We start from the raw sequence: 26,407 nt of genomic DNA on the forward strand, positions 1-26,407 counted from the left end.
TTTGGCTTCCTTGGGCTGCCTGTACCGCAGGTCTCCATTAGCCGTGTGAATTGCTGAAGCTGGTTTTCCCACTGAACCATGTTAATTATCAACTCATCGCTGAAACGTCGGGCGTTGGTATTGACCCAAGATAAGGCTATTCTCAAAGTCAGTGTTCCTCTTGTCAACGACGTAGCGGTGGAACGTCGATGATGACCTAACTTTTTCGGTATAAGCTACGGTATTATCGTTTAAGGGACTGGAAAAGGTGAGTTTTTCCGGCGGTTTAACGGTCGATCTCGATCCCTTCACCCGCTCCAGTCACTTGTACAGGCAGATACCAGAGCATCGCCAACGGTCTGTACCGTCAAGCGAAAGCTCCTCCGCGAACCATCCGCCGCGAAGGAGTGCTTGCCTTGTGAGCCTTACTCGGCGGCGATTGCCGTCTTGCCGGCATTGAGTGCCATCAACCTCTTGGCGCGCTCGAGGCTTTCCGGCTGTTCGGCGTGGTAGCGGCGGCCGATTTCCATCATCAGCACGGTGTCGGGCAGGAAGGTCAGTTCGGAGAAGATGTCTTCCCAGTCGATATCGCCCCAGCCGAGCGGCATATGCAGGTCGCCGATGCCGAGCGCGGTATTTTCCTGCGGATGGTACGGCTTGTAGAAAGCCTGCGGGCGGCCGAATGAGTCATGCACATGCAGGTGACCGGCGACCGGCGCCATGGCGCGCAGTTCGTCGCGGAAATTCAGGCCGCGATAGGTCGATTCGATATAGGCGTGGCTGAAATCGATCAGCGCGACGAGATTGGGATGATTGACGGTCCTCACCGTCTCGGCCACCTGCGTTGGTGTCTGGCGGTACTGGCCGAGTTCCGTCGTGAAGATGTTCTCGAACGCGATGCGAACGCCGTAGGGCTTGGCAAATTCGGCAAGCTCGAACAGCGCCTCACGTTCTCTGCTGTCGGCATCGGCCCGTTCCGCCAGCTGGTCGGCACGCAGGTTACCACCGTGCTGCACGAGAATGCGGGCGCCGATGCGGTCGCAGATCTGGGCCAGCGCCTTGGCGGCATCGAGCTGATAACGGCAGGTATCGGGATCCATGAAATTGGACGAGACGAGGCCGTGTACCGTGTAGCGGAAGTCGAACTGTTTCGCGATGGCCACGAGCCGCTCGGCCCGCTCCTCGATGATGCGTCCGCCCGCGATCAGGTCGAGGCTGGTGAGGCCGAGTTCTACCGTGTCGACGCCGATATCGGCGAGGATCCGCAGTTCGCTTTCTAGGCTCGCCAGTTCTCCGTCGACGGAGCCCGCGTTGAAGCCGGTTGCGATGATGTTGCCCATGGTCGTGGTCCTTCTCAGGCCGGTTCGGATTGCGATTGGATTTCGGAGCGAAGGCGAAGCGCGAGGTCAGGGTTGTCGGTGGTCAGGTGGCCGATGCCGCGCTCAAGCCACGGACGGATCAGCGCCTCTTCGTTCAGCGTCCAGACGCAGAGCCGTTCCAGCGGCAGCTTGCCGGTGATCATCGCCCATTCGGCGTCGAGCAGCTCGTGATGGATGGCGACGATCTCGACAAGACCGTCGACCGAGTTGAGGAAGTTTTCAAGCCCGCCCTGCTTTGCCGCCCAGTCGGCATTCACCGAAACGAGGCGCGCGATGTCGGGCGCAACGCGGCGGCATTCTTCCAGAACGGTCACGTCGAAAGACGTCAGATAGCATTGCCTGGCAAGCCCGAAGCGCTCGATCTCGGCGACGACCTTTTCCGTGATGCCGGGATAGGGTTTCTTCGCCGCATCCGACTTGATTTCGACATGCAGCTGCTTGCCGCCGGCTTCCGAGAGAATGGCGAGCACGTCGGCGAGTGTCGGGACGGTATCGGCAGTGCCTTCCAGATGCGTCTCGCCGCGCAGGTCCGCTGTGAGTGCACGCACTTCGCCGGTCTTGTCCGTCGTGCGGTCCAGCGTTGCGTCATGGATGACGACGAGTTCGCCGGCATCCGTCAGATGCACGTCGAATTCGACCGCATCGACATCGAGCGCCAACACGTTGCGAAAACCGGTCAGCGAGTTTTCCGGCCAGATGTTGCGGGCGCCGCGATGGCCGGTGATCTTTGTCTTCGTCATGGGAATGTCCTCAAGCAATGAAGAGAGATTATCGAAGGGTGGGGTCGAGCTTGTCGCGCAGCCAGTCTCCGACAAGCGAGATGGAAAGCGTCGTCATCATGATCACGAAGGCGGGCGCCAGCATGATCCACGGTGCGCGCGTCAGGTATTCGCGGCCGAAGCCCACCATATTGCCGAGGCTGGTTTCCGGCGGCTGCACGCCGAGGCCGAGGAAGGAGAGGCCGCTTTCCATCAGGATGATTTCCGGAAAAGTCAGCGTCATCGAGACGATCAGCGTCGAGGCGACATTGGGCAGGATGTGCTTCATGTAGACCCGCATCGGCGTCGCGCCGAGCTGAACCACGGCCGAGGCATAGCCTTGAGCGCTTGCGGAGATGGCAAGACCGCGGGCGATACGCGCATAACGTTCCCAGCCATAAAAGCCCATCAGGCCGATCAGAAGCGGCATGGAGGAGCCGAAGAAGGCGAGAACAGCAAGCGACATGATGAGGAAGGGCAGGGCCGCCTGGAAATCGGCCAGAACCAGCACGAAATGCTCCACGGCGCCGCGGAACTTTGCCGCCGCAAAGCCGAGCGTCGTACCGACGACGGCGGAAATGATCGTCGCGCCGAAGGCGATCGCCAACGACACGCGGATCGACTGGATGAGGCGCGAAAGCACGTCGCGGCCGAGTTCGTCGGTGCCGAGCAGATGCAACGGATGGCCCGGCATCGACAGGCGAGCGCGCAGGTCCATGGCGGTGATGCCGTAGGGTCGGATCAGGTCGGCGAAGAAGGCAACGAACACCATGGCAGCGAGCCAGAAGATGCCGAGGCCGACGGAGAAGGGTACCTTGCGAACCTGCTTGATGAAGCGGGTAAAGAGCGGAAGTTCGGGCGATTGCGGACGGGTATCGGCGATGGTCATGATCGTCCTCCTCCTTAGTGGGCGCTCTGGGCGCGAAGCCGGGGGTCGAGCCAGCCATAGAGCAGGTCGACGATCAGGTTGGAGACGACCATGGTCGCGGCGATCATCAAGAGGATGCACTGCACGACGGCAAGATCGCGATTTGTGACCGAGACGACCAGAAGGCGGCCAATGCCGGGCCAGGAAAAGATCGATTCCACCACGACGGCGCCGGCGATCAGCGAACCGACCATGAAGCCGACGATTGTGACGATCGGCACGGCCGCATTCGGCAGCGCATGGCGCCAGACAACGTCCTGCCACGGCATCCCCTTGGCGGAAGCGGTGCGGATATAGGGTTGGCCCATGACCTCGATCATCGCACTGCGCGAGAAGCGGGCGAGAATGCCGATACCGCCGATGCTCATCGTCAGGGTGGGCAGGATGCCGTGCTGCCACGTATCCTGGCCGCCGGAAGGCAGCAGGCCGAGCGTGATCGAGAAGATCAGCACCAGAAGCAGGCCCATGACGAAGGAGGGGATGGTGAAGCCGAAAATGGCGGCGAGAATGACGCCGCGATCCACCGCGCTCTGGCGGTGAAGCGCGGCATAGACGCCGGCCGGAATGCCGATCACAACCTTCAGGAACAGCGCCGGAATGGTCAGCTGCAGGGTCGCCGGAATGCGGTCGATGACGAGCTGCATGGCCGACGCCTTGTCGCGCATGGAGACGCCGAAATCGCCGGTGAAGATCGCCTTGATATAGGCGAGGTACTGGATCCACAGCGGCTGGTCGAGGCCCCAGGCCTTGCGGAAGGCATCGACGGATTCCTGCGGCACGTCTGGGCCGAGCATGACCTGGGCGGGATCGCCGGACATGCGCAGCACGACGAAGGCGAAGGTCAGCACGGCAAGAATGGTGATCAGAGCACGAAGCAGGCGGATGGAAACGAAACGAAGCATCTCTTAAGCCTCCTTATGCTGCGACGGGCTGATCGGCGCCCGCCACCATGTGGCAGGCGGCGGTGCGGCCATCCGCCACCTGGCGAAGCGGCGGCACGCTGCTGCGGCAGATGTCGGTTGCCAGCGCGCATCGTGGATGGAAGGCGCAGCCGGATGGGCGGTTGGCCGGGTTGGGCGGCTCGCCCTGCAGGATGACACGGCCCTTGAGCGGCTTGCCCGGCACCGGCACGCTGGAGACCAGCGCCTTGGTATAGGGATGCAGCGGCGAGGCGAAGATCACATCGGACGACGCCTCCTCGACGACGCGGCCGAGATACATGACGGCGACACGGTCGGCGATATTGCGCACCACCTTCAGGTCATGGCTGATGAAGACCATGGCGATGCGGTTCTTCTCCTGCAGGTCGCGCAGCATGTTGACCACCTGCGCCTGGATCGACACGTCGAGCGCCGAAACGGGCTCGTCGCAGACGAGAAGCTCTGGCCGTGCCGCTAGCGCCCGGGCGATGACGGCGCGCTGGCGCTGGCCGCCGGAAAGCTCGTGCGGATAACGATCTGCCTGATCGGGGCGCAGGCCGACAGCGGCCATCAGTTCGGTCACGCGGGTGGCGCGATGTTCCTTCGGCACCAGCTTGTGGATGGCGAGCGGCTCCTCGATCTGCGCGGCGATCGTCAGGCGACGGTCGAGCGCTGCGAGCGGGTCCTGGTAGACGAGCTGCATCTTCGCTCTCAGCGCCCGCCATTCCGGCGTGCCGAGCTTCGGCATCGGCTGGCCCTCGAAAAAGGTCTCGCCTTCCTGCGGCGGATCGATGCCGAGCAGCATGCGGCCGAGCGTCGACTTGCCGGAACCGGATTCGCCGACGACGCCGAGCGTTTCGCCCGGCATGACGGTGAGGTTGATGCCATCGACGGCGCGCACCGGCGTTACCTTGCCGAACATGCCCTGGCGCACTTCGTAGGTGCGCACCAGTTCCTTGGCCTCCAGCAGGGGAGCGTTGTCCACGGGCGCGCTCACGAGACGGCCTCCATGATGCGGGCGTCTGCCGCCTGCGCGACACCGACGGGATGGAAGCAGGAGAGAAGTCTGCCATCGCCCATCGACGAAAGTTCCGGCCGGCGCGTGCGACAGTCGACACCGGCAGGTGAACAACGGGGCTGGAAGGCGCAGCCTTCCGGCAGGTCGCGCGGGTTCGGCACGGTGCCGGGAATAGGGATCAGCCGCTCGCGCGGGCCATCGATCCGCGGAATGGCGTCGAACAGGCCGCGCGTATAGGGATGCTGCGGATTGTCGAACAGTGCGGCGATCGAACCCTGTTCGACGATGCGGCCGGCATACATCACACAGGCGCGTTCGCAGACCTGGGAGACGGCTCCGAGATCGTGGCTGATGAAGATCGTCGCCATGCCCGTCTCGGCGCGCAGTTCGATCAGAAGGTCGAGGATCTGCGCCTGGATCGTCGCATCGAGCGCCGTTGTCGGCTCGTCGGCAACCAGAAGGTCGGGCTCGCCGGCAAGCGCCATGGCGATCATCAGGCGCTGACACTGGCCGCCGGAAAATTCATGCGGGAAGAGATCGATGCGGCGGCGGGCATCCGGAATGCCGACCATGTCGAGCAGTCGTAGCGCCTCGGCTCTCGCCGCCTCGCCGAGCAGGCCGCGATGGATGGCAAGCGCTTCCATGATCTGGCGGCCGACACGCAGGACCGGATTGAGCGAGCTCGATGGATCCTGAAAGATCATCGCAATGCGCTTGCCGCGCACGCCTTCGAGAACCGTTCGCGGGCCACCGAGAACTTCCTGGCCGTCGACGCGCACGGAGCCGGAAACCGTCGCCTTGCCGGGCAGAAGGCCAAGGGCGGCAAGCCAGGTCACGGATTTACCGCATCCGGATTCACCGACAAGGCCGATCGCCTCGCCACGGCCGACATCGAGATCGATGCCGTGCAGCACCTGCACGCCGTCGAAAGCGACCTTGAGGTCGCGCAGTTCCACGAGATTGGAAGCCATCGGAGCTCATCTCCCTTGCCAGAATAGAAGACGCCGGCCGCGGTGAGGCGGCCGGCGCAGGGTCAGTTTGATCAGGCGTTCCAGTTGGTGGCGCGGAAGTCCATGGCGAAAGCCGGAGCGGCCTTCCACTTCAGCGACTTCTTCATGCCGGTGAACACGGCGTTCTGGTGCAGGACCTGGTAGACGGGGTCTTCGCGCTCGGTGATCTCCAGAATACGGGCAATCGCCTTCTTGCGCAGGTCGCGGTCCGTCGAGGTCTCGAGCACGAGGGAGAGCTTGTTGACCTCCTCGTTCGCCCAGTCCTTCTTCTGCTGGATTTCGCCGTTCGGGCCGAACTGCACGACCATCGGGGTGATCGGGTCGTTGATCGTGTTGGAGGCCGACCAGTCACGCACGCCCTTGACGCCCTGCGGGTCGTGGATCTGCGCCCAGTTTTCCTTCATCTGGATCTCGACGTTGAGACCGACCTGCTTCCACATCTCGACCATGATCTGCGCATTGGCGGTCTGGTTGGTGTAGTAGTTGTTGAGCAGGCGATAGGGGATCGCGTCGCCCTTGTAATTGGCCTCAGCGAGCAGCTTCTTGGCCAGTTCCGGATCGAATTCCGGTGCCGTCCAGCCGTCGATGAACATGTTTGAGGTCTTGAAGGAGTCGAACTGCAGGCCGGCGGGAACCGCTGTCTGGCCGGCCCACAGAGCCTCGACGATCGCCTGACGATCGATCGAATGGGTCATGGCGCGGCGAACCAGCGGGTTGGCGAGGATCTCGTTCTGGGTGTTGAACACCGAGACGCGATGGTTCCAGATGGTCGAGCTCTGGATTTCGAGGCCGGGAGCGTTCTGGATGGCGGAGATCTGGTCCGGCGGCAGGTCGCAGGCGAAATCGTATTCGCCGGACAGCAGGCCGTTGACGCGGGAAGCGACTTCCGGAACTTCGAGGAAGCGGATTTCCTGCAGCGGCGGGCGGCCACCCCAGTATTCGTCGTGGGCGACGAGTGTCAGCGAGACGTCCGGCTTGAATTCGCCGACCATGTAGGGGCCGGTGGTGATCGGCTTGCGAGCCCAATCCATGTAGCTCTTGGCTTCGTCCCAGGCGCGGCGGCTGGTGATCTGGCTGCCGCCCGAGTAGAGACGGCCTTCGAGCGTCACGTCCGGCGTCGTGTTGTGGAAACGCACGGTATACTTGTCGACGGCTTCGACGCCGGCAAGTGCTGGCCACAAGCGACGGCCGACGCCCGGAACAATCGCCGGCAGTTCCTTGACGGTAGCCGGCTTGTTATCGGCTTCGAAGATCGTCTTGCCGCCGGCCGGTTCGGTGTTGCCGAACACGCGCTCCTTGGAGAAGGAGAAGACGACGTCTTCAGCCGTCAGCTCGTCGCCATTGTGGAACTTCACGCCTTCGCGCAGCTTCAGTTCCAGCGTCTTGTCGTCGATGCGCTTCCATTCGGTGGCGAGAGACGCGACCGGGCCCTGGTTGCCCATCCAGTCGCGGCCGATCAGGCCTTCCCAGAGGTTCGGGTAGAAGATGCGCTCGCCAACGTTCGACTGCTCGTTCCAGATGTCGAGCGTGTTGTTATTGGTGATCTTCTGCACCGCGATGGTGATCGACGGGCGGGTGCCCTGGGAAAACGACATACGCGGCAGGATGATGCTGCCGGCTGCGGCCGACATCAGGCCCAGCGCATGGCGACGGTTGATGGATAGCATGGATTTCTCCTGTTGAACCAAAAGGACAATACGGGCGCACGACTGCCTTCGCCGGGCGGGAAGGCCTCGGCGTCAGGCGTCGCATGAAATCGACAGACGAATTTTCGTCGGCGGGCTGTGATCGAATAAAGCCGCTTTACCGCCCCGCCGACTTGGCGTAGCTCTAGGTTACAAATGTTACGCTCATGTGACATTTGGGAGGGGGTATCTATGGCGAACCAGCAGCACATGGTACGAGCGTCCTGGCTCTATCACGTCGAGGGACTGACCCAGGCGCAGATCGCCGAACGCATGCTTTTGACCCGTCGCAAGGTCAACGAGCTGCTTGCGGCAGCGCTTGATCAGGGCATCGTCCGCATCAGCTTCAATTCGCCGCTGGCCGAAAATGTCGAGCTGGAGGCGGAGCTTCGCAACCGTTTCGGCCTGAAGGACGTGGTCATCGTGCCGACACCGGCCGATCCCGCCCAGATGCATGTCGTGATGGGCCGTGCAAGTGCGATGTTCCTCGAACAGCTGATCCAGGCGAGCGAACCCGCCTCCCTCGGCGTCGGCTGGGGTGCGACATTGCGGGAGACTGTGCATCACATGGCTCCGGCGAATGTGCCGGAGGTCAAGGTCCGGTCCATGATGGGCGGGCTGACGCGCGGCTCGGAGATCAACACGTTCGAGATCGTCCGCCGCTTTGCCCAGGTCCTTAATGCCCAGTGCCACTATCTGGCCGCGCCGATCTATGCCGACGACCCGGCCTCGCGCGACACGATCGTGGCGCAGACGGTGTTTCAGGGCCTGCTGAAGGAGGCTGCCACCGTTGATATCTCTTTCTTGAGCGTCGGTGACGTCACGCCGGAATCCCTGCAGGTACGCTACGGCCTGCCGCCGAATACCGATATCGGCCAGCTTGTCGCGGCAGGCGCGGTGGGTGACCTGCTCGGCCGCTATGTCGATGCGAAGGGCAGGGAGCTCGACCACCCGCTCAACCGCCAGGTCATCTCGCCCGAACTCGACGACTACCGGAAAATCCGCACCCGCATCATCGCTTCCGGCGGCGCCCACAAGCGGGTGATCCTGCGGGCCTGTATCGAGGCAGGTCTCGCGACCGCCATCATCACCGATTCCGATAATGCCGCCTGGCTTTTGGGCCGCACCCCTGAACGGAAAATGCCCGGCTGACGATCAGCCGGGCATCTTGATATCCGTCAGATGTGGGAAGCCGGTCAGAACACCGCCAGATAGCGCAGCAGCGAGATGATGCCGATGATGATCACGATCACCTGGGCGATCTGCTTGGCGCGGCCATCGATCGGCAGGCGTGCGATCAGATAGAGCACGAGGACGATGACAAGGAATGTTATCAGAAGGCTGATCAGGATCGACATGCTGGGGTGCTCCTCAAAAGACTTTATGTTTGAGGCAGATAGCGCTCACTTGAACGGAGGGAAGAGGGGCGCGCCACATTTCTGTCACGCCCGGTCCGAACGGCGGGCGGTGCCTTGAGCATAAATCTGTTCCTACACCTTTAGTGCATCCTCGCTCGGATGGAATGGTGATCAAGTGTCAGAAGTCGCACTTGTAATCCAAATGGCGGTTCGCATAACTTCCAGCAATCTTCCTGAGTGCGAATTCCATCGTCAAATATCGGGGGACGGGCGGGACGTGTCGATTGCAGTGAATGCCAGGTCTGACGTTCCTTCCAAAGGGGCTCAACACCACCCGAAACTGGGCTATCGCCCGGAAATTGATGGCCTTCGATCCCTGGCCATCCTGCCGGTCCTGCTCTTCCATGCCGGGGTCCCCGGTTTCGATGGCGGGTTTGTCGGTGTCGACATCTTCTTCGTCATTTCCGGTTTCCTGATCACCGGCATCATCGCCGAGGAACTCGAGGCCAAGCGCTTTTCCATCCTGACATTCTACGAGCGACGCGCCCGCCGCATCCTGCCGGCGCTTGCATTCTTCTCTTTGCTCACCCTCGTGGCGGCCTGGATCCTGCTGCTGCCCTCCTTCTTCGAGGACTTCAGCCAAAGCCTCGTCGCGGTCGGCACCTTCACCTCCAACATCTATTTCTGGAAGAATTCCGGCTATTTCGAAAACACGGCGCTGCTGCGCCCGCTGCTGCATACCTGGTCGCTGGCGGTGGAGGAGCAGTTCTACATCGTCATGCCAATCGCAATGTGGCTGCTTCACAGATATGCCCGGCGCTATCTCTTCTGGGGGCTCGCCATTGCGGCCGCGCTTTCGCTGGCGCTCAGCATCTACGCGACCGGTGTTGCACCCACCGCGAATTTCTTCTTGCTTCCGACGCGTGCCTGGGAACTCCTGCTCGGTTCGCTGCTGGCGATTTCCGGCGCACATGGCCTGCCGCGCCGCTTTAACAGCATTGCGGCGATCATCGGTGTCATCCTGATCGGGATTGCCGTCTTCGGTTATACGGAAGCGACGCCATTTCCGGGCCTGACGGCCCTGCCGCCCTGCCTCGGCGCGTTTCTGATCATCCTGACCGGCAGGCACACGCCGATCGGTGCCGTGCTGTCGACGCGCCCGATCGTCTTCATCGGCAAGATCTCCTATTCCCTCTATCTCGCCCACTGGCCGGTCACCGTCTTCATCCGCTACGTCACGCTCGAAGAGCCGACGGCACTCCACTGTCTCGTCATCATCCTTGCCAGTTTCGCGCTGGCGATCTTTTCCTGGTGGTTCGTCGAGCGTCCGTTCCGCACCCGCCGGGCCGCCGGTTCGCGCAATACCTGGACCGCGCTGACGGGTGCTGTCGCGACGCTCGCGGCACTTGCCGTCCTCGGCGGTGCGGGCATCTGGAGCAGCGGCTTTCCGGGCCGGTTCCCGGATTACATCGCGATGAAGAGCCGGGCGATCGAACTGGCGCGATCCGAGCCGAGCAATACCTGGCGCAATGGCAAATGCTTCTTCGAGGAAGGCCAGCCTTTCGGCAACTGGAAGGCAGAGGATTGTCTGCTCGTGTCGGACCCCGGGCCGGGACCCGCCACCTTGCTGTGGGGCGATTCCTTCGCGGCGCATTACGTGCCGGGCCTCACCGCAAACGCCAATCTCGTGCCGGGGCGGCTCTATCAATATACCTATGCCGGCTGCCCGCCGGTGCTCGCCTACTATTCCTATGCCCGCCCTTCCTGCAGCACCTTCAATGAGAAGGCCGTCGAGATCATCAAGTCGCTCGACATCAAGACGGTCGTCCTGTCGGCGCGCTGGATCGACCTGCGCTCCCGCGGTGTGGACCTGCTTGAAGGTACGATCGCGACCCTGCGTTCGCTCGGCGTGAAGGTCGTGGTGATCGGCCAGTCCCCGGCCTTCGTCATCAATGTCGATGTCATCGCCTATGCTAACCGCACCCATGACGATACCCGCGCCACCTGGTTCTCAGTCGTCGACAATCATTTCAACGACGAGCTTCGCAAGGCCTCTGCCGGTGCGACATTCATCGATCCGATCGCCACCGAATGCCAGGCTGGGCAATGCCCCTACATGGAAGAAGGTAGGCTTCTCTATTTCGACGCGGCCCATCTCACCAATTTCGGCAGCGCCCATGTGATGAAGTCGCTGCTCCCGCTGATCACCGAGGCGACGACCGGCGGCGTCGCGGCCAATTCTTCGCTCTGACCGGAGCGCGCTGCGCGCTCCCTTCTATTTCCTGGAGGTCGGATGATGCGGCGTCTTGTTCCAAAGGAACGGTCGCGTCTTCAGTTCGACCACCGCCCGCCAGCTGGCAAGCGAGATCATCAGCCAGTAGAATGGTACGAAGACCCAGCGCCAACCGAGCAGCCGCTTCTCGTGGTCGATCATCGATCCGACACCGAGCCCAAGGAAGATCAGGTAGCTTCCGAGGATGTTGACGAAATCCATGACGAACAGGGTAAGCACGCCGAGCGGCAGGTCGTCCTTCGGCGCATCGAGCATGGCCGTGGCGCCGATCCACAGGAAGATGAAGATCAGCGGATGCAACAATGCCGAGACCAGCATGCCGCCGACAAGCAGTTGGAAGGTGATGAAAGGCAGGACGCCGAGTTCCCGCATCAGCCGGGCTGGATCGCGCATCAGCACCAGCCAGGTTTGTAGCCAGCCCTTGAACCAGCGGGCGCGCTGCGCGATCCAGACGGAGAATTCGACCGGCGCATCCTCCAGCGTCTGCCGCGTCAGCACGTCGGACCGGTATCCCATCCGCGACAGGCGAAGCCCCATATCGGCATCCTCGGTGACATTGTATGGGTCCCACCCACCGACAGCTTTCAGCAACCCGGTCTTGAAATGATTGGATGTGCCACCGAGCGGCAGCGGCATCCGCTGGCGTCCGAGCATCGGCAGAAGCCCGCGAAACAGCGCGGAGTATTCCAGCGAAAACAGCGCGCTCAGCCATGAGGCGCGAGCGTTGGTGATGATCAGCGGCGCCTGCAGGCAGGCAAGGTCGGTCGGCCCATGACAGAACCGGGCATGAGCCTCGCGCAATTGCTGCGGATGCGGCCGGTCCTCGGCATCATAGACGGCCAGTAATTCGCCGCGCGCCGAAGCCAGCGCGTAGGTCAGCGCCTTCGGCTTCGTCCGTGGTCCGATCGGCGGAACCCGGACGATCTCGAATTGCGGCGGCAGGCCGACCGCTTCGAGAGCCGCGATCGTTTCCCCGTCATCAGCTTCGCAGACCAGCTTGATGTCGATCAGCGAGACCGGCCAGTCGATCCGCCGCAATGAGCCGACCAGCTGCGCAGCCATCTCCGCTTCCCGATAGAGGGCCACCATGACCGTGTAGCGTGGCAAAAAACCTATAGGCACCGGCACGGGCTCGGCGATGTCTCGCCGCCGCATGCGCCCGGCGAGCGCTGTCAGTCGCAGCGCCAGCGAAGCGAAATAGAGAAGCGACAACAGGACATGCAGGAGGAGCAGCGTTGCGGCGGGCTTGATCAGCAGCACCGCCCCTGCCGCGGCTGCGAGCGCTCCCGCAACGAACCCCTGTTCTCCCGTCAGGATGGTTCGGGCAGAAAGGGAAGGGTGGGTCTCGAACAGACCGTTGCTCGTTTCGCGGGCGCGTCGCTCGGCCCCCGCCGCCCACACTGCGTTACGGATTGCCGTCGGCGTGGTGATCGCCAGATCGCGACCAAGGAGCGGCATGGTTGCGAGCGCTGCGGCAAGCTCGGCAAGCCGTGCAGCTTCAGGCACGATCGCCGTCTGCGGTTTGCGGTGGCGGTGGTTGAGGCGAATGATGGTGGGGCGGATCAACTGGCTATCCAGGGCATCGATGTCCTGTACCAGCCCCGGCTCGATCGCCTCGACGAAGGGCAGGCGCAGCAGCCGGGCGATCGCGCCGTAATAGGCCATTTCCTCCACATGTCCCGACCTCAGCAGTTCCGCCTCAACCGACGTGCCGTTTTGCCTGGCCAGATCGAGCATGGCCGCAATCAGCCGCTTGGAAAAGCCGAGCGCCGCGAGCGCGCCGAGTTCCCCTCCGGGATATCCGGCGGAATCGGTTGCCGATTGCCCATGCCCGCATGAAGGGTTGGGGATGTTGCGGAAAAATCCTCATGTGCATCCGCCCCCTGCGGCGGATATTCCCCGATGCGCATGGTTCTGTTACACCGTCCCCAAAAGGGACGTCCCAGCCTGTCCCGCAGTACATCATAAGGGGGCATCGGATGAATACATCCCCAGTTTGGCAGGGGGCAGGCGCTCTTCTGCGGGTCGGCATGCTGGCCGCGGCGCTGTTTGCACCGCTCTCGATCTCCCAGGCACTGGCGCAACAGGCGGACGAACCGGATGTGCTACCGTCCATGTTCGATGGGCGCGAGCGGATCGCCCGGCCGGATCTGTCGGCGGTGGTGCGCGTCCGCATCCTGACCACGGTGGATTTTCCGCCGTTCAATTTCGCCGACCAGACCGGCCGCCTGTCCGGCTTCAATGTCGATCTGGCACGGGAAATCTGTGCCGAGCTGAAGCTCGAGGCAAAATGCCAGATCCAGGCTCTGCCCTTCGAAGATCTCGAAAAGGCCCTGGAAGCCAATGGCGGCGAGGCGGTCATGGCAGGCATCGCCACGACGCCTGAGCGGCGCGAGCGTTTTCTCTTCTCCCGCCCCTATATCGGCATTCCAGCGCGCTTCGCCCGCAATCTGAAGGCGCAGATCCCTGGCAACACGGCGGCAGCGCTTGCTGGCCGCAAGGTCGGCGTGGTCAAGGACACCGCCCACGAACTGATGCTGAAGGCTTATTTCCCCGCCATCCAGCCCGTTCCCTTCGGCAATGACTGGGAGCTGACGGAAGGGCTGAAGAAGGGAGAGGTTGATGCCGTCTTCGCCGATGGTCTGCGGCTGCCCTTCTGGGTGTCGAGCGATGCGGCGGAAAAATGCTGTGCGCTCTTCGATGGGCCCTATCTGTCTGAAAAGTTCCTCGGCGAGGGCCTATCGGTCATGGTTCGAAAGACAGATCCGGTCCTCGTCTCGGCCTTCGACCAGGCGCTTGCCGCGCTGTCCCGCAACGGCCGTCTGCAGGATCTCTACCTGCGCTATTTCCCGAACGGCCTCTACTGAACATTGGCCTAAGCGCCTGGGAATTTGGTCCTATTATATGGGATTGGAACGGGTGATCCTGGTCGGACCTGGCCGCTACTGGCTGGCCCAGATGATCCGCGCCATCCATTCCACATCGGTCAGGTCGAAGACCCGGTTCGGATGGTCCGGGTTGAGCGACATGACCTCGACCGTGCGTGGGCTCTGGCGGGCCAATACCTTGGCCATCACCTCGCCCTCACGGGTTTTCAAAACCACGCGGTCGTTGCGCCTCACCGGCGCGCCCGGTTCGACGATCAGCACATCGCCGTCACGATAGAGCGGCATCATCGAATCGCCCTGCACCTCAAGTGCATAGACGCCTGCCTTGCGCGATGGATCGACGGGAAAGTCGACCACGTCCCATCCCTGGCCGGCGGGAAAGCCGCCATCGTCGAAAAAGCCGCCGGCACCCGCCTGGGCAAAGCCGAGCAGAGGAATGTTGCCGGCCTGCGGCGGAAAATTGCCGTCGGGGATCTGGCCGCGACCACCGGCCGGCAGGAAACTCATGAACTGGTCGACCGTCGAACCCGTGGCATCGAGAACCTTGGCGATCGATTCCGTCGAGGGCCAACGCAGCCGCCCGTCGGGACCGAGACGCTTGGATCGATTGAAGGATGTCGGGTCGAGCCCGGCGCGCCGGGCAAGCCCGGACGGCGTCAGCTGATGACGCTCGGCGAGCCTGTCGATCGCAATCCATATGGTTTCATGTGACAGCATCGTCGCCCGTGCCCCGGCCCTTGCCGCCCAGGCGGGGCGAGGCAAGGCCTCTGACCAAAATAAAGCGCCCGGCGATCGCCGCTCGCGCGAAAAGCCGGAAACAGTCTCATGACGACCATCTCATACGGCATAGCTGATTTTAGCGGAGCTACAGCTCTCCGTAAAGAGAGGAGAGGAATAAAATCCTCTCATCCTTTGGGGGATCAGGCGACCATCGCCATGTTGATCTTGCCGAGCTTGATCACCGCCTGAGTGCGGCTGTCGACATTGAGTTTCAGGAGGATCGCCGAAACATGCGCTTTGATCGTCGCTTCCGACACACCGAGCTCATAGGCGATCTGCTTGTTGAGCAGTCCTTCGGCGAGCATTGTCAGCACGCGGGCCTGCTGCGGCGTCAGGGTCTTCAGCCGGTCGAGGATTTCGGTCAGGCCGGAATCGTCCTCCATCTGGCTTATATCGCCGGCAGGCGCACAGACACCACCTTCGAGCACGGTCTGGATGCTGGCGCGGATGTCGTCGAGGCCGGACGACTTCGCGATGAAGCCGGAAGCCCCGAGTTCCAGCGAACGCCGCACCGTCGTGCAATCGTCGGTCGCCGAAACGATGACGATCGGCAGCGCGGCAAACTGCGCCCTCAGTGTCATCAGCCCGGAAAACCCGCTGACGCCCGGCATGGCAAGGTCGAGCAGCATCAGGTCGGCATCCGGATTGTCGGCGGCCGCCTGCAAGGCTGCGGAAAACTCGCCGCATTCGATGATCCGAAGCTCATCCGCCATGGCCTGCAGGGCCTGGACAAGCGCGCCGCGAAACAGCGGATGGTCGTCTGCTATGATGATCGTCAGTGTCTGCATTCCCACGCCCCTCCCAAAGGCATAGTCGTGCTTGGGTCAATTACCCTTGAGCCCTCCTCAAGGCCCGGATGAATTTGTAACCTCCTTCGTGAGTCGAGACAAGGGCAGGGTTTCCAGCGTGCAGGCCAATACCCGCGTCACGTCCTGTCCGGCTGCGGCTCGGGGTTCGGCCCGCCGGTGAATTCACGCACGATCCCCATGAAGGTCCGCATGAACCGTTCCATGATGGACAGTGACCGGTCGACCTCCGCATCGCTCGGCATCCGGTCCGGCGGCGTCTGGCTGAGCCGTTCCTCAAGTGCCGTCACCCGCTTTTCCAGAAGGTCGAGTTCGGTCTCGTAGGCCGCCCGCTCGTCGGGCGCCATCCGGCAGGTGAGCTCGCCATTCTGGTCGCGGCAGGTGCTGATCGCGCCGGTCTGCGTGTCAAGCCTGACAAATCCTTCATCGGTCCGCTCCAGCTGGAACCGTTCCTGCGCTTCTGCCGCGCCGGCGCCGAGAACAAGCGTTCCGGCCAGGATTGCCCCCAAGGCTGCCAAGGTTAGCTTTGTGCGCATGGCATCTTCTCCTCCAATGACGGTGGACATTCGCCCGCCTTTGCTGCAAACGATGCCGCACCACCTCGTTGAGCCTTCTTGCATGAGCCCAGCCTATCCTGTGAATAGGCCGGCCCTTCAAATGGAATGTGTGATGACGGATACCGTTTACAAGATCGTGCCCGAAGCCATCTGGCGTGACGCCAAGCAGAAGGGTGTTTTCGACGGCGCGGAGATCGATCACCGCGACGGCTATATCCATTTCTCCACCGCCGACCAGGCGCGCGAAACGGCGAAACTGCATTTCGCCGGGCTGAGCGGGCTTCTGCTCGTCGCCGTCAACACGGTGTTGCTGGGCGACGCGCTGAAATTCGAGCCGTCCCGTGGCGGCGATCTCTTCCCCCATCTCTATGGCACATTGCCGCTTTCCGCTGTCCTGTGGGAAATGCCGCTTCTGATCGGCGTCGACGGCCAGCATGCTTTTCCGGAAAAAATGACTTGATCAACCGTCTCTCTGCGCTGGCCTCCCGTGGCCTCTTCGCCTTCGATCCCGAAACCGCCCATGGCATGTCGATTGCCGCGCTGAAGACCGGCGTCCTGCCGTCCTGCGCCATCAAAGCCGACCCACGCCTGGCGCAGACGGTGGCCGGCATCCGCTTCGAAAACCCGCTCGGCCTTGCCGCAGGCTATGACAAGAATGCCGAAGTGCCGGATGCCATGCTCAAGCTCGGCTTCGGTTTCACCGAGGTCGGCACGATCACGCCGAAGCCGCAGGCGGGCAACGACAAGCCACGCATCTTCCGGCTGGTCGAGGATCGCGGCGTCATCAACCGCCTCGGCTTCAACAACGAGGGCCACGACGCGGCCTTCCAGCGGCTCTCCGCGCGCCGTCCGGCGTCGGGTATCGTCGGCGTCAATATCGGCGCCAACAAGGACTCGGCCGATCGCATCGCCGACTATGTCACCGGCATCCGCCGCTTCTATCCCGTCGCGACCTATTTCACCGCCAACATTTCCTCGCCCAACACGCCCGGCCTGCGTGACCTGCAGGCGCGTGAAAGCCTCGCAGCTCTTCTCGATGCCGTGCTTGCCGCCCGCGCCGAAGAGGCCGAGCGCACCGGCAAGCACCTGCCGGTCTTCCTGAAGATCGCGCCTGATCTGACCGAGGAAGGGCTGGACGATATCGCGGCCGAAGCACTGGCTCACCCGCTCGACGGCCTGATCGTCTCCAACACGACACTGTCGCGCGATGGCTTGAAGAACCAGACGAACGCGAAGGAAGCCGGCGGCCTCTCTGGCGCACCGCTGTTTGCCCGCTCGACGGCGGTTCTGGCAAAGGTGCGCAAGCGCGTCGGGCCCAATTTGCCGATCATCGGCGTTGGCGGCGTTGCAAACGCGGAAGATGCGCTGGAAAAGATCCGGGCCGGTGCCGATCTCGTGCAGCTCTATTCCTGCATGGTCTATGAGGGGCCGGGCCTGCCCGCGACGATCGTTCGCGGCCTGTCGAAACTTCTCGACCGGGACGGCACACGCTCGATCCGCGATCTGCGCGGTACCCGCACCGATCACTGGGCCGCCCAGAAAGTCTGATCAGCCAGCTTCTCTGATCAGCCAGATTTTTTGATCAGAAGGTCTGCCGGGTCTTTGCCGGCAGCATCGCCAGCAGGAAGAAGCCGCGCATGGCCAAAAACAGGTTGAGCGCCAGCCACAGGCCGTGATTGCCGAAGGGCGGAACAAGCACGGCAAGGCAGATGCAGAAGCCGGCAAGCGAGGCGAGCATCATGTTACGCATCGCCCGAGACCATGTCGCCCCGATGAAGACCCCGTCCATCTGGAAGGCGAGCGCGCCGGTAAGCCCGGTCAGCGCCGCCCAGCCCAGATGGGCATAGGCCTCGGCGCGCACGGCGGGCGATGTCGTCAGCGCATCGATCAGGCCCGTTCCCGCAACGAGGAAGAACAGCGCCAGCGCGCCGGCCATGGCAAACGACCAGAGCGCCGTCAGCTTCAGCGCCCGGTCGAAGGCGGGGCGATAGCGTGCGCCGACGGCACGCCCGGCGAGCTGCTCGGCCGCACCCGCCAGCCCGTCGAGAAAGAACGAGCAGAGCATGAAGATGTTCATCAGCACGGCATTGGCGGCAAGCGTCACGGGCCCGAAGCTGGAACCGATCCGCGTCGATAGCGCAAACGCGCCGTTCAGTACCAGCGAGCGGATCAGGATATCGGCATTGAGCTGGAAGAGCGCCTTCAGCCGGTTCGGGTCGAGGATCTGCCGGAAATTCGGCCGGCTCGCAGTGTTCAGCGAAAACTGCCGCAGCACGACAGCAAGCCCGACGCATGCGCCGATCACCTCCGCAAACGCCGTTGCGGTCGCGACCCCGTCGACGCCCCAGCCGAGATGGAGCCCGAGATAGATCGACAGCACAATGTTGCAGCCGTTGATGATGATCTGCAGCACGAGGCCCGTCATCCCTTGGCCGCGCCCGAGCACGTAGCCGAGAACCGCGAAATTGATGAAAGTCGCCGGGCTGCTCAGCACCCTTATGCCGAAATAGTGCCGCGTCACATCGGCGACTGCCGCATCGGTCGTCATCAGGCCGGGCGCGAAGGCGAGGATGAGCGGCGTTGCGGCCAGCATGAGCAAGCCCAGCCCGATCGCGCTGATGAAGGCGCGCCAGAAGACGGCCTGTTCCTCCTGCCCGTCGCCACGCCCGAAGGCCTGGGCGGTGAGGCCTGTGGTCGAGGTGCGGAAGAAGCTCAGGCTGCCGAAGATGAGGTCGAACAGGATGGCGCCGATCGCAAGCCCCGCCAACGCCGCGGGGTCCCCGATCTGACCGACGACGCCCGTTCCCGTAAGCCCGATCAGCGGCGTTGTCAGGAAGCCGAGCGTCATCGGAATGGCGATAGACAGTACGCTTCTATGCGTCACGGTGAAGGGGCGTTCATCCGTGCCGGGCACGGGAACATCATCGCGTGTCGCTGTTTGCCCTGTCATCCGAAAGGGCCCCCGCCCGGTAAATAATGCTTAGCCCGAAAGCACCATCGCCCAATAGGTGCGGCCATCCTGCGCCTTCGCCACTGCGACGCCAAGGCCGCGATAATCACCGAGCATGTTTTCCAGATGTTTGGGACTGTCGATCCAGGCCTGTACAGCCTCGTTCACCGTGTGCTGGCCGGCTGCGATGTTTTCCGCTGCCGGCAGCGCCACGTCGCTTTTCTTCATCCGCGAACCGAAATCGTCGCCGAGGCCGATCAGGTGCTTCATCTCTTCCGCCTTGGCCATGCGGACGGACTGGATCATCGCCGCCTTGCGCGCAGGCGTGTCGAGTGTGAGCGCCGAAAGGCCCTTACTGGCACGCAGCTTGTTGACCATCGGCAGCGCCTGCGCCGTCTCGTCTTGCGAGCCGGGCGTCGGGGCCAGAACGGATGTGGTGGAACAGCCGGCAAGGGCGAGGCCGATACCGGTCAGCGCGAGAAAGCCGCGGCGGGAAGGTGTCGTGGAGGCAGTCATGTCAGCGGCGATAGCTCATCAGGCGCAGGACGACGAAGATCGGGATCACCACGATCGCGCCGAGCAGCAGGTAGTCGCCGACGCGTCCGAGCGCACGGAAACCGTTGTACCAGAGGTCGAGGAAATAGTAGCGGATGTTGTCGACGATATTGTCGGGCGTGAAGCCGAAGAAGGCGAGCACGAAGCCGACGATCAGGCAGACCACGATCAGCTTGATGATCGTGCGGGCAATCGAGTCGCCGAGGAACTTGTTCACGCCATCCGCCATTCTTCGCTGTCTCCGTTGCCCTTGGTGGGTGTCTTCATGCCATAACCGCGCCGGGATTATCCCGCAACCGTCGGATAGGCCATAGGTAGGCATTCCCATCGGCCTCTCAAATAGAACTTGAGTTTTTTGTGGCTTCGGCAAAGAGCGGCGAGATTTCAGGACAACAGATGATGAGCCAGTTCTCTTCCGGCGACGTGATTGCCGACCGCCGTGCCGATTATGCCCGCATGCTGGCTGAGGGCAAGGATTTTGCCACCGCCGCCGAACTCATGGAGCAGGCGCTGGAACTGGCGCCCTCATGGGCCGCCGGCTGGTTCCGGCTGGGCGAGTACCGCGAAAAGGGCGAACTCGCCACGGCGGAAGACGCCTATCGCCAGGCGCTCGAGCTGGAGCCCGAGGATGTCTTCGGTGCAACCCTGAAACTTGCCGTCATCGGCGCAGAGGATGCGCCCGATCAGCCGCCGAGCCGTTATGTCGAAAGCCTGTTCGATGGCTATGCCGACCGTTTCGACACGGCGCTGGTCGAAAAGCTGGATTATTCCGTGCCAGGAAGCTTGCGGCTCTGGTCTTGCCTCATGCGCCGTTCTCGCTCGCCGTCGATCTCGGCTGCGGCACCGGTCTCTTTGGCGCCGAAATCCGTGACCGGGTGAAGCGGCTGGAGGGCTTCGACCTTTCCTCCAACATGCTCGCCAAGGCTGAGGAAAAGGGCCTTTACGATCACCTCGGCCAGTCCGATCTCAGCCTGCCGGAAGACGAGGCCGGCCTCTTCGGCCCCGATCTTCCTCGTAATCGCGCCGATCTCGTCTCGGCCGCCGACGTGCTCATGTATCTCGGCTCGCTCGAAACAGTCTTTCCGTTGGTGACGGCGCTTCTGGCAGCTGATGGCCTGTTTGCCTTTTCGATCGAAGATGCGGGGGAGGGCGAGGACGGTTTCCTGCTGCGGGACTCACTGCGTTACGCCCATTCGGAAGCCTATATCCGCGCGCTTCTCGCCCGCCACGGCCTCGAATTCATCTCGGCGGAGAAAACCGCCATTCGCATGGATGCCGGAAAACCCGTTCACGGCATTCTGTTTCTGTCGCGCAAGCGCGGCTGATCAAGGGTTTCTTGCGTTTTCACGCCCGCGTGATCGATTGCTGCGATCTCGCTTGATGAAAGCCGTGCTGCGATGCACAATTACAGATGAAACAATTGGCCGAAGAGAATGGCCATAAGGGGAAATCACGTGGCAGCAGAACAGAGCGCGGGCAAGCGCCGCCTGGGTTTTTACAGCCTCGATCCGGCACGCCATACGAAGCTGGAGGACGCGCAGGGCCTGTTCATCAGCGCCATGGTCGCAGCGCTCGGCCTCTATCTCCTCAGCCAGGCCGGGTTTCTGACCAGCGGCACGGCCGGCGTCGCCTTCCTTCTGCACTACGCCTTCGACATTCCCTTCGGCGTGCTGTTCTTCGTGGTCAACCTCCCCTTCTATTACCTCTCGTTCAAACGCCTCGGCATCGGTTTCTCCTTCAAGACTTTTGTCGCCATCCTGATGGTCTCCTTCATCACCGAGCTTGAGCGGCAATTCATCGTCATCCAGCATCTCGACCCGTTCTGGGCAGCACTTCTCGGCGGCATCCTCATCGGTTTCGGCCTGCTCGGGCTCTATCGCCACCGCGCCTCTCTCGGCGGCATCGGCATCCTCGCCATCTATCTTCAGGATCGGTTCAAGATCCCCGCCGGCCTCGTGCAGCTCGCCTTCGACCTCTGCGTCATGGCCGCCGCCTTCTTCGTCGTCAGCCCGATGACGGTTCTGTGGTCGCTGTTGAGTGCCGTGGTGCTGAACCTGCTGCTCACCATCAACCATCGCTCCGACCGATATATCGCGGTGCGCTGACATGGCGGGCGCGGTCGACAAGAAAAGCCCGATCGGCTTCTGGGCCTCCTCGACGGAAAAGCATTCGATCATCGAGGATGTGCAGGGCATCGTTGCCGGCTCCATGCTGGCGGCCCTCGGGGTCGTGATGCTTTCGTCTGCAGAGCTCCTGATCGGCGGAACGGCCGGTCTCGGTTTCCTGCTGCGTTACTCGATCGATATCAGCTTCGGCACCGCCTTCTTCCTGCTCAACCTGCCGTTCTACTGGCTGGCCTACAAACGGCTCGGCGCTGTCTTCACGATCAAGACTTTTGCAGCCGTGGCGGTCACCTCGGTGCTGACCGGAGTACTGCCGAAACTCATCGTCATCGATGACATCCAGCCGATCGTCGCCGCTCTGTTCGGCGGCCTGCTGATCGGCTGCGGCATGCTGATCCTGTTCCGCCACCGGGCTTCGCTCGGCGGTTTCGGCATATTGGCACTCTATCTGCAGGATCGGTTTGGTTGGCGGGCCGGCTTCGTGCAACTGGGACTGGACTGCGTCGTGCTCATCCTGTCCTTCTTCGTCGCCGCCCCCTTCGTCATCCTCTGCTCGATCATCGCGGCGGTCACGCTCAACCTGACGCTCGCCATCAACCACCGCACCGATCGGTATATCGTGCGGTGATCAGGCGGCGTTGGCCACCTTGTCGATCGGATGCTGCGAGCGGAAGCCGACGGCAAGCCGGTTCCAGATGTTGATCGCGCCGATCGCCACCGTGATCTTGACCATCTCTTCCTCGGTAAAGTGGGCCTTCAGCGGCTCGTAGGCGCTATCCGGAATACCGGTCTCGGCGATCTTCGTGACACTGTCGACCCAGCCGAGCAGGGCACGTTCCTTCTCGTCATAAACGGGCGATTCCCACCAGACGCTCATCAGGTTGATCCACTGTTCGGACAGCCCGTCATGCCGGCTTTCCTTCACATGCATGTCGACGCAATAGGCGCAGCCGTTGATGATCGAGGCGCGAAGCTTGATCAGGTGGATGAAGCGGCGTTCCAGCCCGGATTGCTGCACGAAGTTCTCGATATCCATCACTGCCTTATAGGCATCGGGCGAAGCTTTGAAGAAGTTGAAACGGGGATGCATGGCTCTCTCCTTTTGGCCGGTCGGCTCTGTTGGTGGCCCTGATCAGCGGGCCGTCCTGCTTGCATGCGTCTTGTCGGTATTCGTCTTGCGTTCGTTCAGGTCCATGAAGGCGCAGCCGCGGGCGGCGATCCCGCCGTCGTCGTCTGCCGCAAGGTCCGCCAGGATAGATGCCATCGTCACCTTGGCGAGTTCGGCGCGATAGGCTTTTTCCGCCTTCAGCATCGCCGCATTGATCCCGCAGGGCTTGGTGAAATAGCGCCCCGGCAGAGGGTTCGGCCCGCGCTGGCGGATCTCCGCGCAGCGAAAGGCTGGCGCCGGCCCTTCCACGGCCAGCACGATGTCGAGCAGGGTAATCTCCTCCGGTGTCTTCGCCAGCCGATAACCGCCCTTGGGGCCGGGTACGGTGGCAACGAGACCGGCGCCGGAAAGCGCCTGCATGTGTTTCAGAAGATAGCTCGTCGAGACGCCGTGGAATTCGGCCAGTGCCGCCGCTGACAGCACCCCGCCTTCGGAAAGGCCGGAAAGCATGCCGATGCAATGGATTGCCTGTTCGACGCCGTCATTCAGTTTCATTGCAAGCTCCTAATCACGGATAAAATTTATCCATGATTATTCAGCAAGAGTCAACGGGCCTTCTTTTCCCTGTCGGAAGCCTTACTTTATCGGCGTGGATCTCGTTGAAACCAAACCCTCCGGCAGCCAAGCCGCCACTTTGCCCCGGCCGTTCCTGAAATGGTTCGCCGAGAAGGGCTGGCAGCCGCGCGCGCACCAGCTGGAACTGCTGGCCCGCGCGCAAGGCGGCGAGAACATGCTGCTCATCGCGCCGACCGGTGCGGGCAAGACGCTGGCAGGCTTCCTGCCCTCGCTGACCGATCTCGTCGCCCGCGGAAAAATCCCGCCGGGCTCGGCATTCACCGGCATCCACACGCTCTACATCTCGCCCTTGAAGGCGCTGACGGTCGATATCGAGCGCAACCTGATGAAGCCGGTCAACGAGATGGGTCTTGCCGTCACGGTGGAAAACCGCACCGGCGACACGCCGCAGGCCAAGCGCCAGCGCCAGAAACTCAATCCGCCCGATATCCTGCTGACCACGCCCGAACAGGTGGCGCTGCTGCTGGCCAACAAGGAGGCGGAGCGCTTTTTCAAGGACCTGCAATATGTCGTCCTCGACGAGCTGCATTCGCTCGTCACCTCCAAGCGCGGCCATCTCTTGTCGCTCGGCCTCGCGCGCTTGAGAAAACACGCGCCAAAAATGCAGACGATCGGCCTGTCGGCCACCGTCGCCGATCCGATGGACCTGCAGCGCTGGCTGGTTCCGCAAAATGCGCCCATGGTTGAAACCCCGGTTCCACCCGCCGGCCTCGTCCATGTCACGGGCGGTGCCGCGCCCGATATCAGCATCCTCGGCACCGACACGCGCATCCCCTGGTCGGGCCACGTCTCCACCTATGCCATCCCGGAGGTTTACGAGGAGATCAGGCGCCACAAGACGACGCTGATCTTCGTCAACACCCGTTTCCAGGCCGAACTCCTGTTCCAGACACTCTGGACCATCAACGAGGACAATCTGCCGATCGCCCTCCATCACGGCTCCCTCGATGCCAGCCAGCGCCGCAAGGTGGAGGCGGCCATGGCCGACAACAAACTGCGCGCCGTCGTCGCCACCTCGACGCTCGACATGGGCATAGACTGGGGCGATATCGATCTCGTCGTCCATGTCGGCGCGCCGAAAGGGGCCTCGCGTCTTGCCCAGCGGATCGGCCGCGCCAACCACCGCATGGATGAGCCTTCCAAGGCGATCCTCGTGCCCGCCAACCGCTTCGAGGTGATGGAGTGCCAGGCGGCCTTGGACGCCAACTATCTCGGCGCCCAGGACACGCCTCCCGTCGGTGAGGGCGCGCTGGATGTGCTCGCCCAGCACGTCCTCGGCATGGCCTGCGCCGAGCCATTCGATCCTGTCGCGCTCTATGACGAGATCACCTCGGCCTCGCCCTATGCGAACCTGTCCTGGGAGATGTTCGAACGCATCGTCGATTTCGTCGCCACCGGCGGCTATGCGCTGCGCAGCTACGAGCGCTATGCCAAGATCCGAAAGATGGAGGATGGCCGCTGGCGCGTCTCCAATCCGCAGATCGCCCAGCAGTACCGCATGAACCTCGGCACCATCGTCGAGGCGGCCGAACTCAACGTCCGCCTCGTCAAGCGCAATGCGAAAGGCACCATCGGCCGCGGCGGCATGACGCTCGGCAAGGTCGAGGAATATTTCCTCGAACAGCTGGTCCAGGGAGACACGTTCCTCTTCGCCGGCAAGGTGCTGCGCTTCGAGGGCATACGCGAGAACGAATGCCTCGTATCCAACGCCTTCTCGCTCGATCCGAAAATCCCCGCCTATGCCGGCGGAAAATTCCCGCTCACCACCTATCTGGCCGACCAGGTCCGTGCCATGCTGGCCGAACCCGAGCGCCGCACGGCTCTGCCGGATCAGGTCCGTGACTGGCTGTCTATCCAGCTCGAGCGCTCCATGCTGCCGAAACAGGAAGAGCTGCTGATCGAGACCTTTCCGCGCGGAAAACGCTTCTTCATGATCGCCTATTGTTTCGAGGGGCGGCTCGCGCACCAGACGCTCGGCATGCTGCTGACCCGCCGGCTGGAACGCGCCGGCGCCCGCCCGCTCGGCTTCGTCGCCACCGATTATTCGCTCGCCATCTGGGGGCTGAACGATATGGGCGCAATGATCGGGGAGGGCGCCCTGAGCCTCTCCGACCTCTTCGACGAGGACATGCTGGGCGATGATCTCGAAGCCTGGCTCGATGAAAGTTACATGCTGAAGCGAACCTTCCGCAATTGCGCCGTGATTTCCGGCTTGATCGAGCGCCGTCACCCGGGCAAGGAAAAGACCGGCCGTCAGGTCACGGTCTCGACCGATCTCATCTACGACGTGCTGCGTTCCCACGAGCCGGATCATGTGCTTCTGGAGGCGACAAGGCGCGATGCGGCGACAGGGCTTTTGGATATCGGCCGTTTGGGCGATATGCTTGGGCGAATCAAGGGGCACATCACCCACCGCAACCTCGATCGCGTCTCGCCCCTGGCGGTACCGATCATGCTGGAAATCGGCAAGGAGAGCGTACCGGGTGAGGCCCACGACGCGGTGCTGCAGGAGGCCGCGGACGAGTTGATTGCGGAGGCGATGGGTGAGGAGCGATCAGGCGAAGCCTGAGCAATCGATCCGGTGAATCGATTGCAGCGACGAACGCCCTGAGCCAAAGCGAAGGGCCGGCGCCGGCCCCTCATCCGGCTGCCGCCACCTTCTCCCCGCAAGCGGGG

The 26,407-nt window shown here is 62.7% G+C and carries 25 protein-coding genes and 1 pseudogene; 9 read left to right on the forward strand and 17 right to left on the reverse strand.

All coding sequences use genetic code 11. The features are described from left to right. Positions 1–404: 404 nt before the first annotated feature. From N7E02_RS18385 to N7E02_RS18415, 7 genes are all read right to left on the reverse strand, one after another. A complete protein-coding gene (locus tag N7E02_RS18385) occupies positions 405–1,319 on the reverse strand; it encodes a TIM barrel protein (RefSeq protein ID WP_286579119.1) in 915 nt (304 codons plus the stop codon). A gap of 14 nt (positions 1,320–1,333) precedes the next feature. Further along, entirely contained in the window at positions 1,334–2,098 is a 765-nt protein-coding gene (locus tag N7E02_RS18390) for a glycerophosphodiester phosphodiesterase family protein (RefSeq protein ID WP_286579120.1), read from the reverse strand. A gap of 28 nt (positions 2,099–2,126) precedes the next feature. After that, positions 2,127–3,005 (reverse strand): ABC transporter permease, encoded by an 879-nt coding sequence (locus N7E02_RS18395; protein WP_286579121.1) that lies wholly within the window; start codon positions 3,003–3,005, stop codon positions 2,127–2,129. A gap of 14 nt (positions 3,006–3,019) precedes the next feature. Then, complete coding sequence (locus tag N7E02_RS18400) at positions 3,020–3,946, reverse strand: ABC transporter permease (RefSeq protein WP_092996783.1); 927 nt, start codon at positions 3,944–3,946, stop codon at positions 3,020–3,022. Positions 3,947–3,959: 13 nt separating this feature from the next. Further along, on the reverse strand, positions 3,960–4,886 hold the full coding sequence (locus N7E02_RS18405; protein WP_286583910.1) for an ABC transporter ATP-binding protein: 927 nt from the start codon (positions 4,884–4,886) through the stop codon (positions 3,960–3,962). Positions 4,887–4,957: 71 nt separating this feature from the next. Further along, positions 4,958–5,953, reverse strand: a complete 996-nt coding sequence (locus N7E02_RS18410; RefSeq protein WP_286579122.1) for an ABC transporter ATP-binding protein — start codon at positions 5,951–5,953, stop codon at positions 4,958–4,960. Between the two features lie 71 nt (positions 5,954–6,024). After that, complete coding sequence (locus tag N7E02_RS18415) at positions 6,025–7,659, reverse strand: ABC transporter substrate-binding protein (RefSeq protein WP_286579123.1); 1,635 nt, start codon at positions 7,657–7,659, stop codon at positions 6,025–6,027. 210 nt (positions 7,660–7,869) lie between these two features. Between N7E02_RS18415 and N7E02_RS18420 the strand changes: the two genes are divergently transcribed. Next, positions 7,870–8,829 carry a sugar-binding transcriptional regulator gene (locus N7E02_RS18420; RefSeq protein ID WP_286579124.1) on the forward strand — a complete coding sequence of 320 codons (960 nt, stop codon included), beginning with the start codon at positions 7,870–7,872 and terminating at the stop codon, positions 8,827–8,829. Between the two features lie 44 nt (positions 8,830–8,873). Here the strand turns inward: N7E02_RS18420 and N7E02_RS18425 are convergent, their stop codons facing one another. Further along, on the reverse strand, positions 8,874–9,035 hold the full coding sequence (locus N7E02_RS18425; protein ID WP_092996799.1) for a Thivi_2564 family membrane protein: 162 nt from the start codon (positions 9,033–9,035) through the stop codon (positions 8,874–8,876). Positions 9,036–9,312: 277 nt separating this feature from the next. Between N7E02_RS18425 and N7E02_RS18430 the strand changes: the two genes are divergently transcribed. Further along, positions 9,313–11,286, forward strand: a complete 1,974-nt coding sequence (locus N7E02_RS18430; RefSeq protein WP_286579125.1) for an acyltransferase family protein — start codon at positions 9,313–9,315, stop codon at positions 11,284–11,286. A gap of 24 nt (positions 11,287–11,310) precedes the next feature. On the opposite strand, the gene N7E02_RS18435 is transcribed toward N7E02_RS18430, so the two are convergent. Beyond that, complete coding sequence (locus tag N7E02_RS18435) at positions 11,311–13,065, reverse strand: glycosyltransferase family 2 protein (RefSeq protein WP_286579126.1); 1,755 nt, start codon at positions 13,063–13,065, stop codon at positions 11,311–11,313. 242 nt (positions 13,066–13,307) lie between these two features. On the opposite strand from N7E02_RS18435, the gene N7E02_RS18440 reads away from it, so the two are divergent. After that, a complete protein-coding gene (locus N7E02_RS18440; RefSeq protein ID WP_374730635.1) occupies positions 13,308–14,195 on the forward strand; it encodes a transporter substrate-binding domain-containing protein in 888 nt (295 codons plus the stop codon). A gap of 75 nt (positions 14,196–14,270) precedes the next feature. Here the strand turns inward: N7E02_RS18440 and N7E02_RS18445 are convergent, their stop codons facing one another. The 3 genes from N7E02_RS18445 to N7E02_RS18455 form a co-directional block, all read right to left on the reverse strand. Beyond that, entirely contained in the window at positions 14,271–14,933 is a 663-nt protein-coding gene (locus N7E02_RS18445; protein WP_286579127.1) for a S24 family peptidase, read from the reverse strand. A 203-nt stretch (positions 14,934–15,136) separates the two neighbouring features. Further along, positions 15,137–15,784: a response regulator gene (locus N7E02_RS18450; RefSeq protein WP_286579128.1), complete on the reverse strand. Its 648-nt coding sequence runs from the start codon at positions 15,782–15,784 to the stop codon at positions 15,137–15,139. A gap of 137 nt (positions 15,785–15,921) precedes the next feature. Next, positions 15,922–16,338, reverse strand: coding sequence for a hypothetical protein (locus N7E02_RS18455; RefSeq protein ID WP_286579129.1), 417 nt, complete (start codon positions 16,336–16,338; stop codon positions 15,922–15,924). Positions 16,339–16,471: 133 nt separating this feature from the next. Between N7E02_RS18455 and N7E02_RS18460 the strand changes: the two genes are divergently transcribed. Beyond that, complete coding sequence (locus N7E02_RS18460; RefSeq protein WP_286579130.1) at positions 16,472–16,819, forward strand: DUF952 domain-containing protein; 348 nt, start codon at positions 16,472–16,474, stop codon at positions 16,817–16,819. Continuing rightward, the gene (locus tag N7E02_RS18465; protein ID WP_374730636.1) at positions 16,816–17,907 is read left to right on the forward strand and encodes a quinone-dependent dihydroorotate dehydrogenase; all 1,092 of its coding nucleotides are present in this window, start codon (positions 16,816–16,818) and stop codon (positions 17,905–17,907) included. The genes N7E02_RS18460 and N7E02_RS18465 overlap by 4 nt, the downstream gene beginning before the upstream one ends. Before the next feature lie 34 nt (positions 17,908–17,941). Here the strand turns inward: N7E02_RS18465 and N7E02_RS18470 are convergent, their stop codons facing one another. From N7E02_RS18470 to N7E02_RS18480, 3 genes are read right to left on the reverse strand one after another with little or no spacing between them, the layout of a single operon-like run. Beyond that, positions 17,942–19,309, reverse strand: a complete 1,368-nt coding sequence (locus tag N7E02_RS18470; protein WP_286579131.1) for an MATE family efflux transporter — start codon at positions 19,307–19,309, stop codon at positions 17,942–17,944. A gap of 30 nt (positions 19,310–19,339) precedes the next feature. Further along, positions 19,340–19,825: a CAP domain-containing protein gene (locus tag N7E02_RS18475; RefSeq protein ID WP_286579132.1), complete on the reverse strand. Its 486-nt coding sequence runs from the start codon at positions 19,823–19,825 to the stop codon at positions 19,340–19,342. Position 19,826: 1 nt separating this feature from the next. Further along, positions 19,827–20,093 (reverse strand): DUF6460 domain-containing protein, encoded by a 267-nt coding sequence (locus N7E02_RS18480; protein WP_286579133.1) that lies wholly within the window; start codon positions 20,091–20,093, stop codon positions 19,827–19,829. A 167-nt stretch (positions 20,094–20,260) separates the two neighbouring features. Between N7E02_RS18480 and N7E02_RS18485 the strand changes: the two are divergent. The 3 genes and pseudogenes from N7E02_RS18485 to N7E02_RS18495 all read left to right on the forward strand — a co-directional run bounded on the left by N7E02_RS18485 (position 20,261) and on the right by N7E02_RS18495 (position 22,615). Then, positions 20,261–21,189, forward strand: a pseudogene (locus N7E02_RS18485) (class I SAM-dependent DNA methyltransferase). A 129-nt stretch (positions 21,190–21,318) separates the two neighbouring features. After that, positions 21,319–21,969, forward strand: coding sequence for a YitT family protein (locus tag N7E02_RS18490; protein ID WP_286579134.1), 651 nt, complete (start codon positions 21,319–21,321; stop codon positions 21,967–21,969). Between the two features lies 1 nt (position 21,970). Next, entirely contained in the window at positions 21,971–22,615 is a 645-nt protein-coding gene (locus tag N7E02_RS18495; RefSeq protein ID WP_286579135.1) for a YitT family protein, read from the forward strand. Here N7E02_RS18495 and N7E02_RS18500 read toward each other — a convergent pair whose 3' ends face one another. Continuing rightward, a complete protein-coding gene (locus N7E02_RS18500; protein WP_286579136.1) occupies positions 22,616–23,077 on the reverse strand; it encodes a carboxymuconolactone decarboxylase family protein in 462 nt (153 codons plus the stop codon). It abuts the gene before it with no gap. A gap of 42 nt (positions 23,078–23,119) precedes the next feature. Further along, positions 23,120–23,650 carry an RrF2 family transcriptional regulator gene (locus tag N7E02_RS18505; RefSeq protein WP_286579137.1) on the reverse strand — a complete coding sequence of 177 codons (531 nt, stop codon included), beginning with the start codon at positions 23,648–23,650 and terminating at the stop codon, positions 23,120–23,122. Positions 23,651–23,744: 94 nt separating this feature from the next. Between N7E02_RS18505 and N7E02_RS18510 the strand changes: the two genes are divergently transcribed. Beyond that, positions 23,745–26,300 carry a ligase-associated DNA damage response DEXH box helicase gene (locus N7E02_RS18510; protein WP_286579138.1) on the forward strand — a complete coding sequence of 852 codons (2,556 nt, stop codon included), beginning with the start codon at positions 23,745–23,747 and terminating at the stop codon, positions 26,298–26,300. Positions 26,301–26,407: the final 107 nt, after the last annotated feature.

It is taken from the genome of Terrirhizobium terrae (assembly GCF_030323265.1).
Classification (GTDB): Bacteria; Pseudomonadota; Alphaproteobacteria; order Rhizobiales; family Rhizobiaceae; genus Neorhizobium.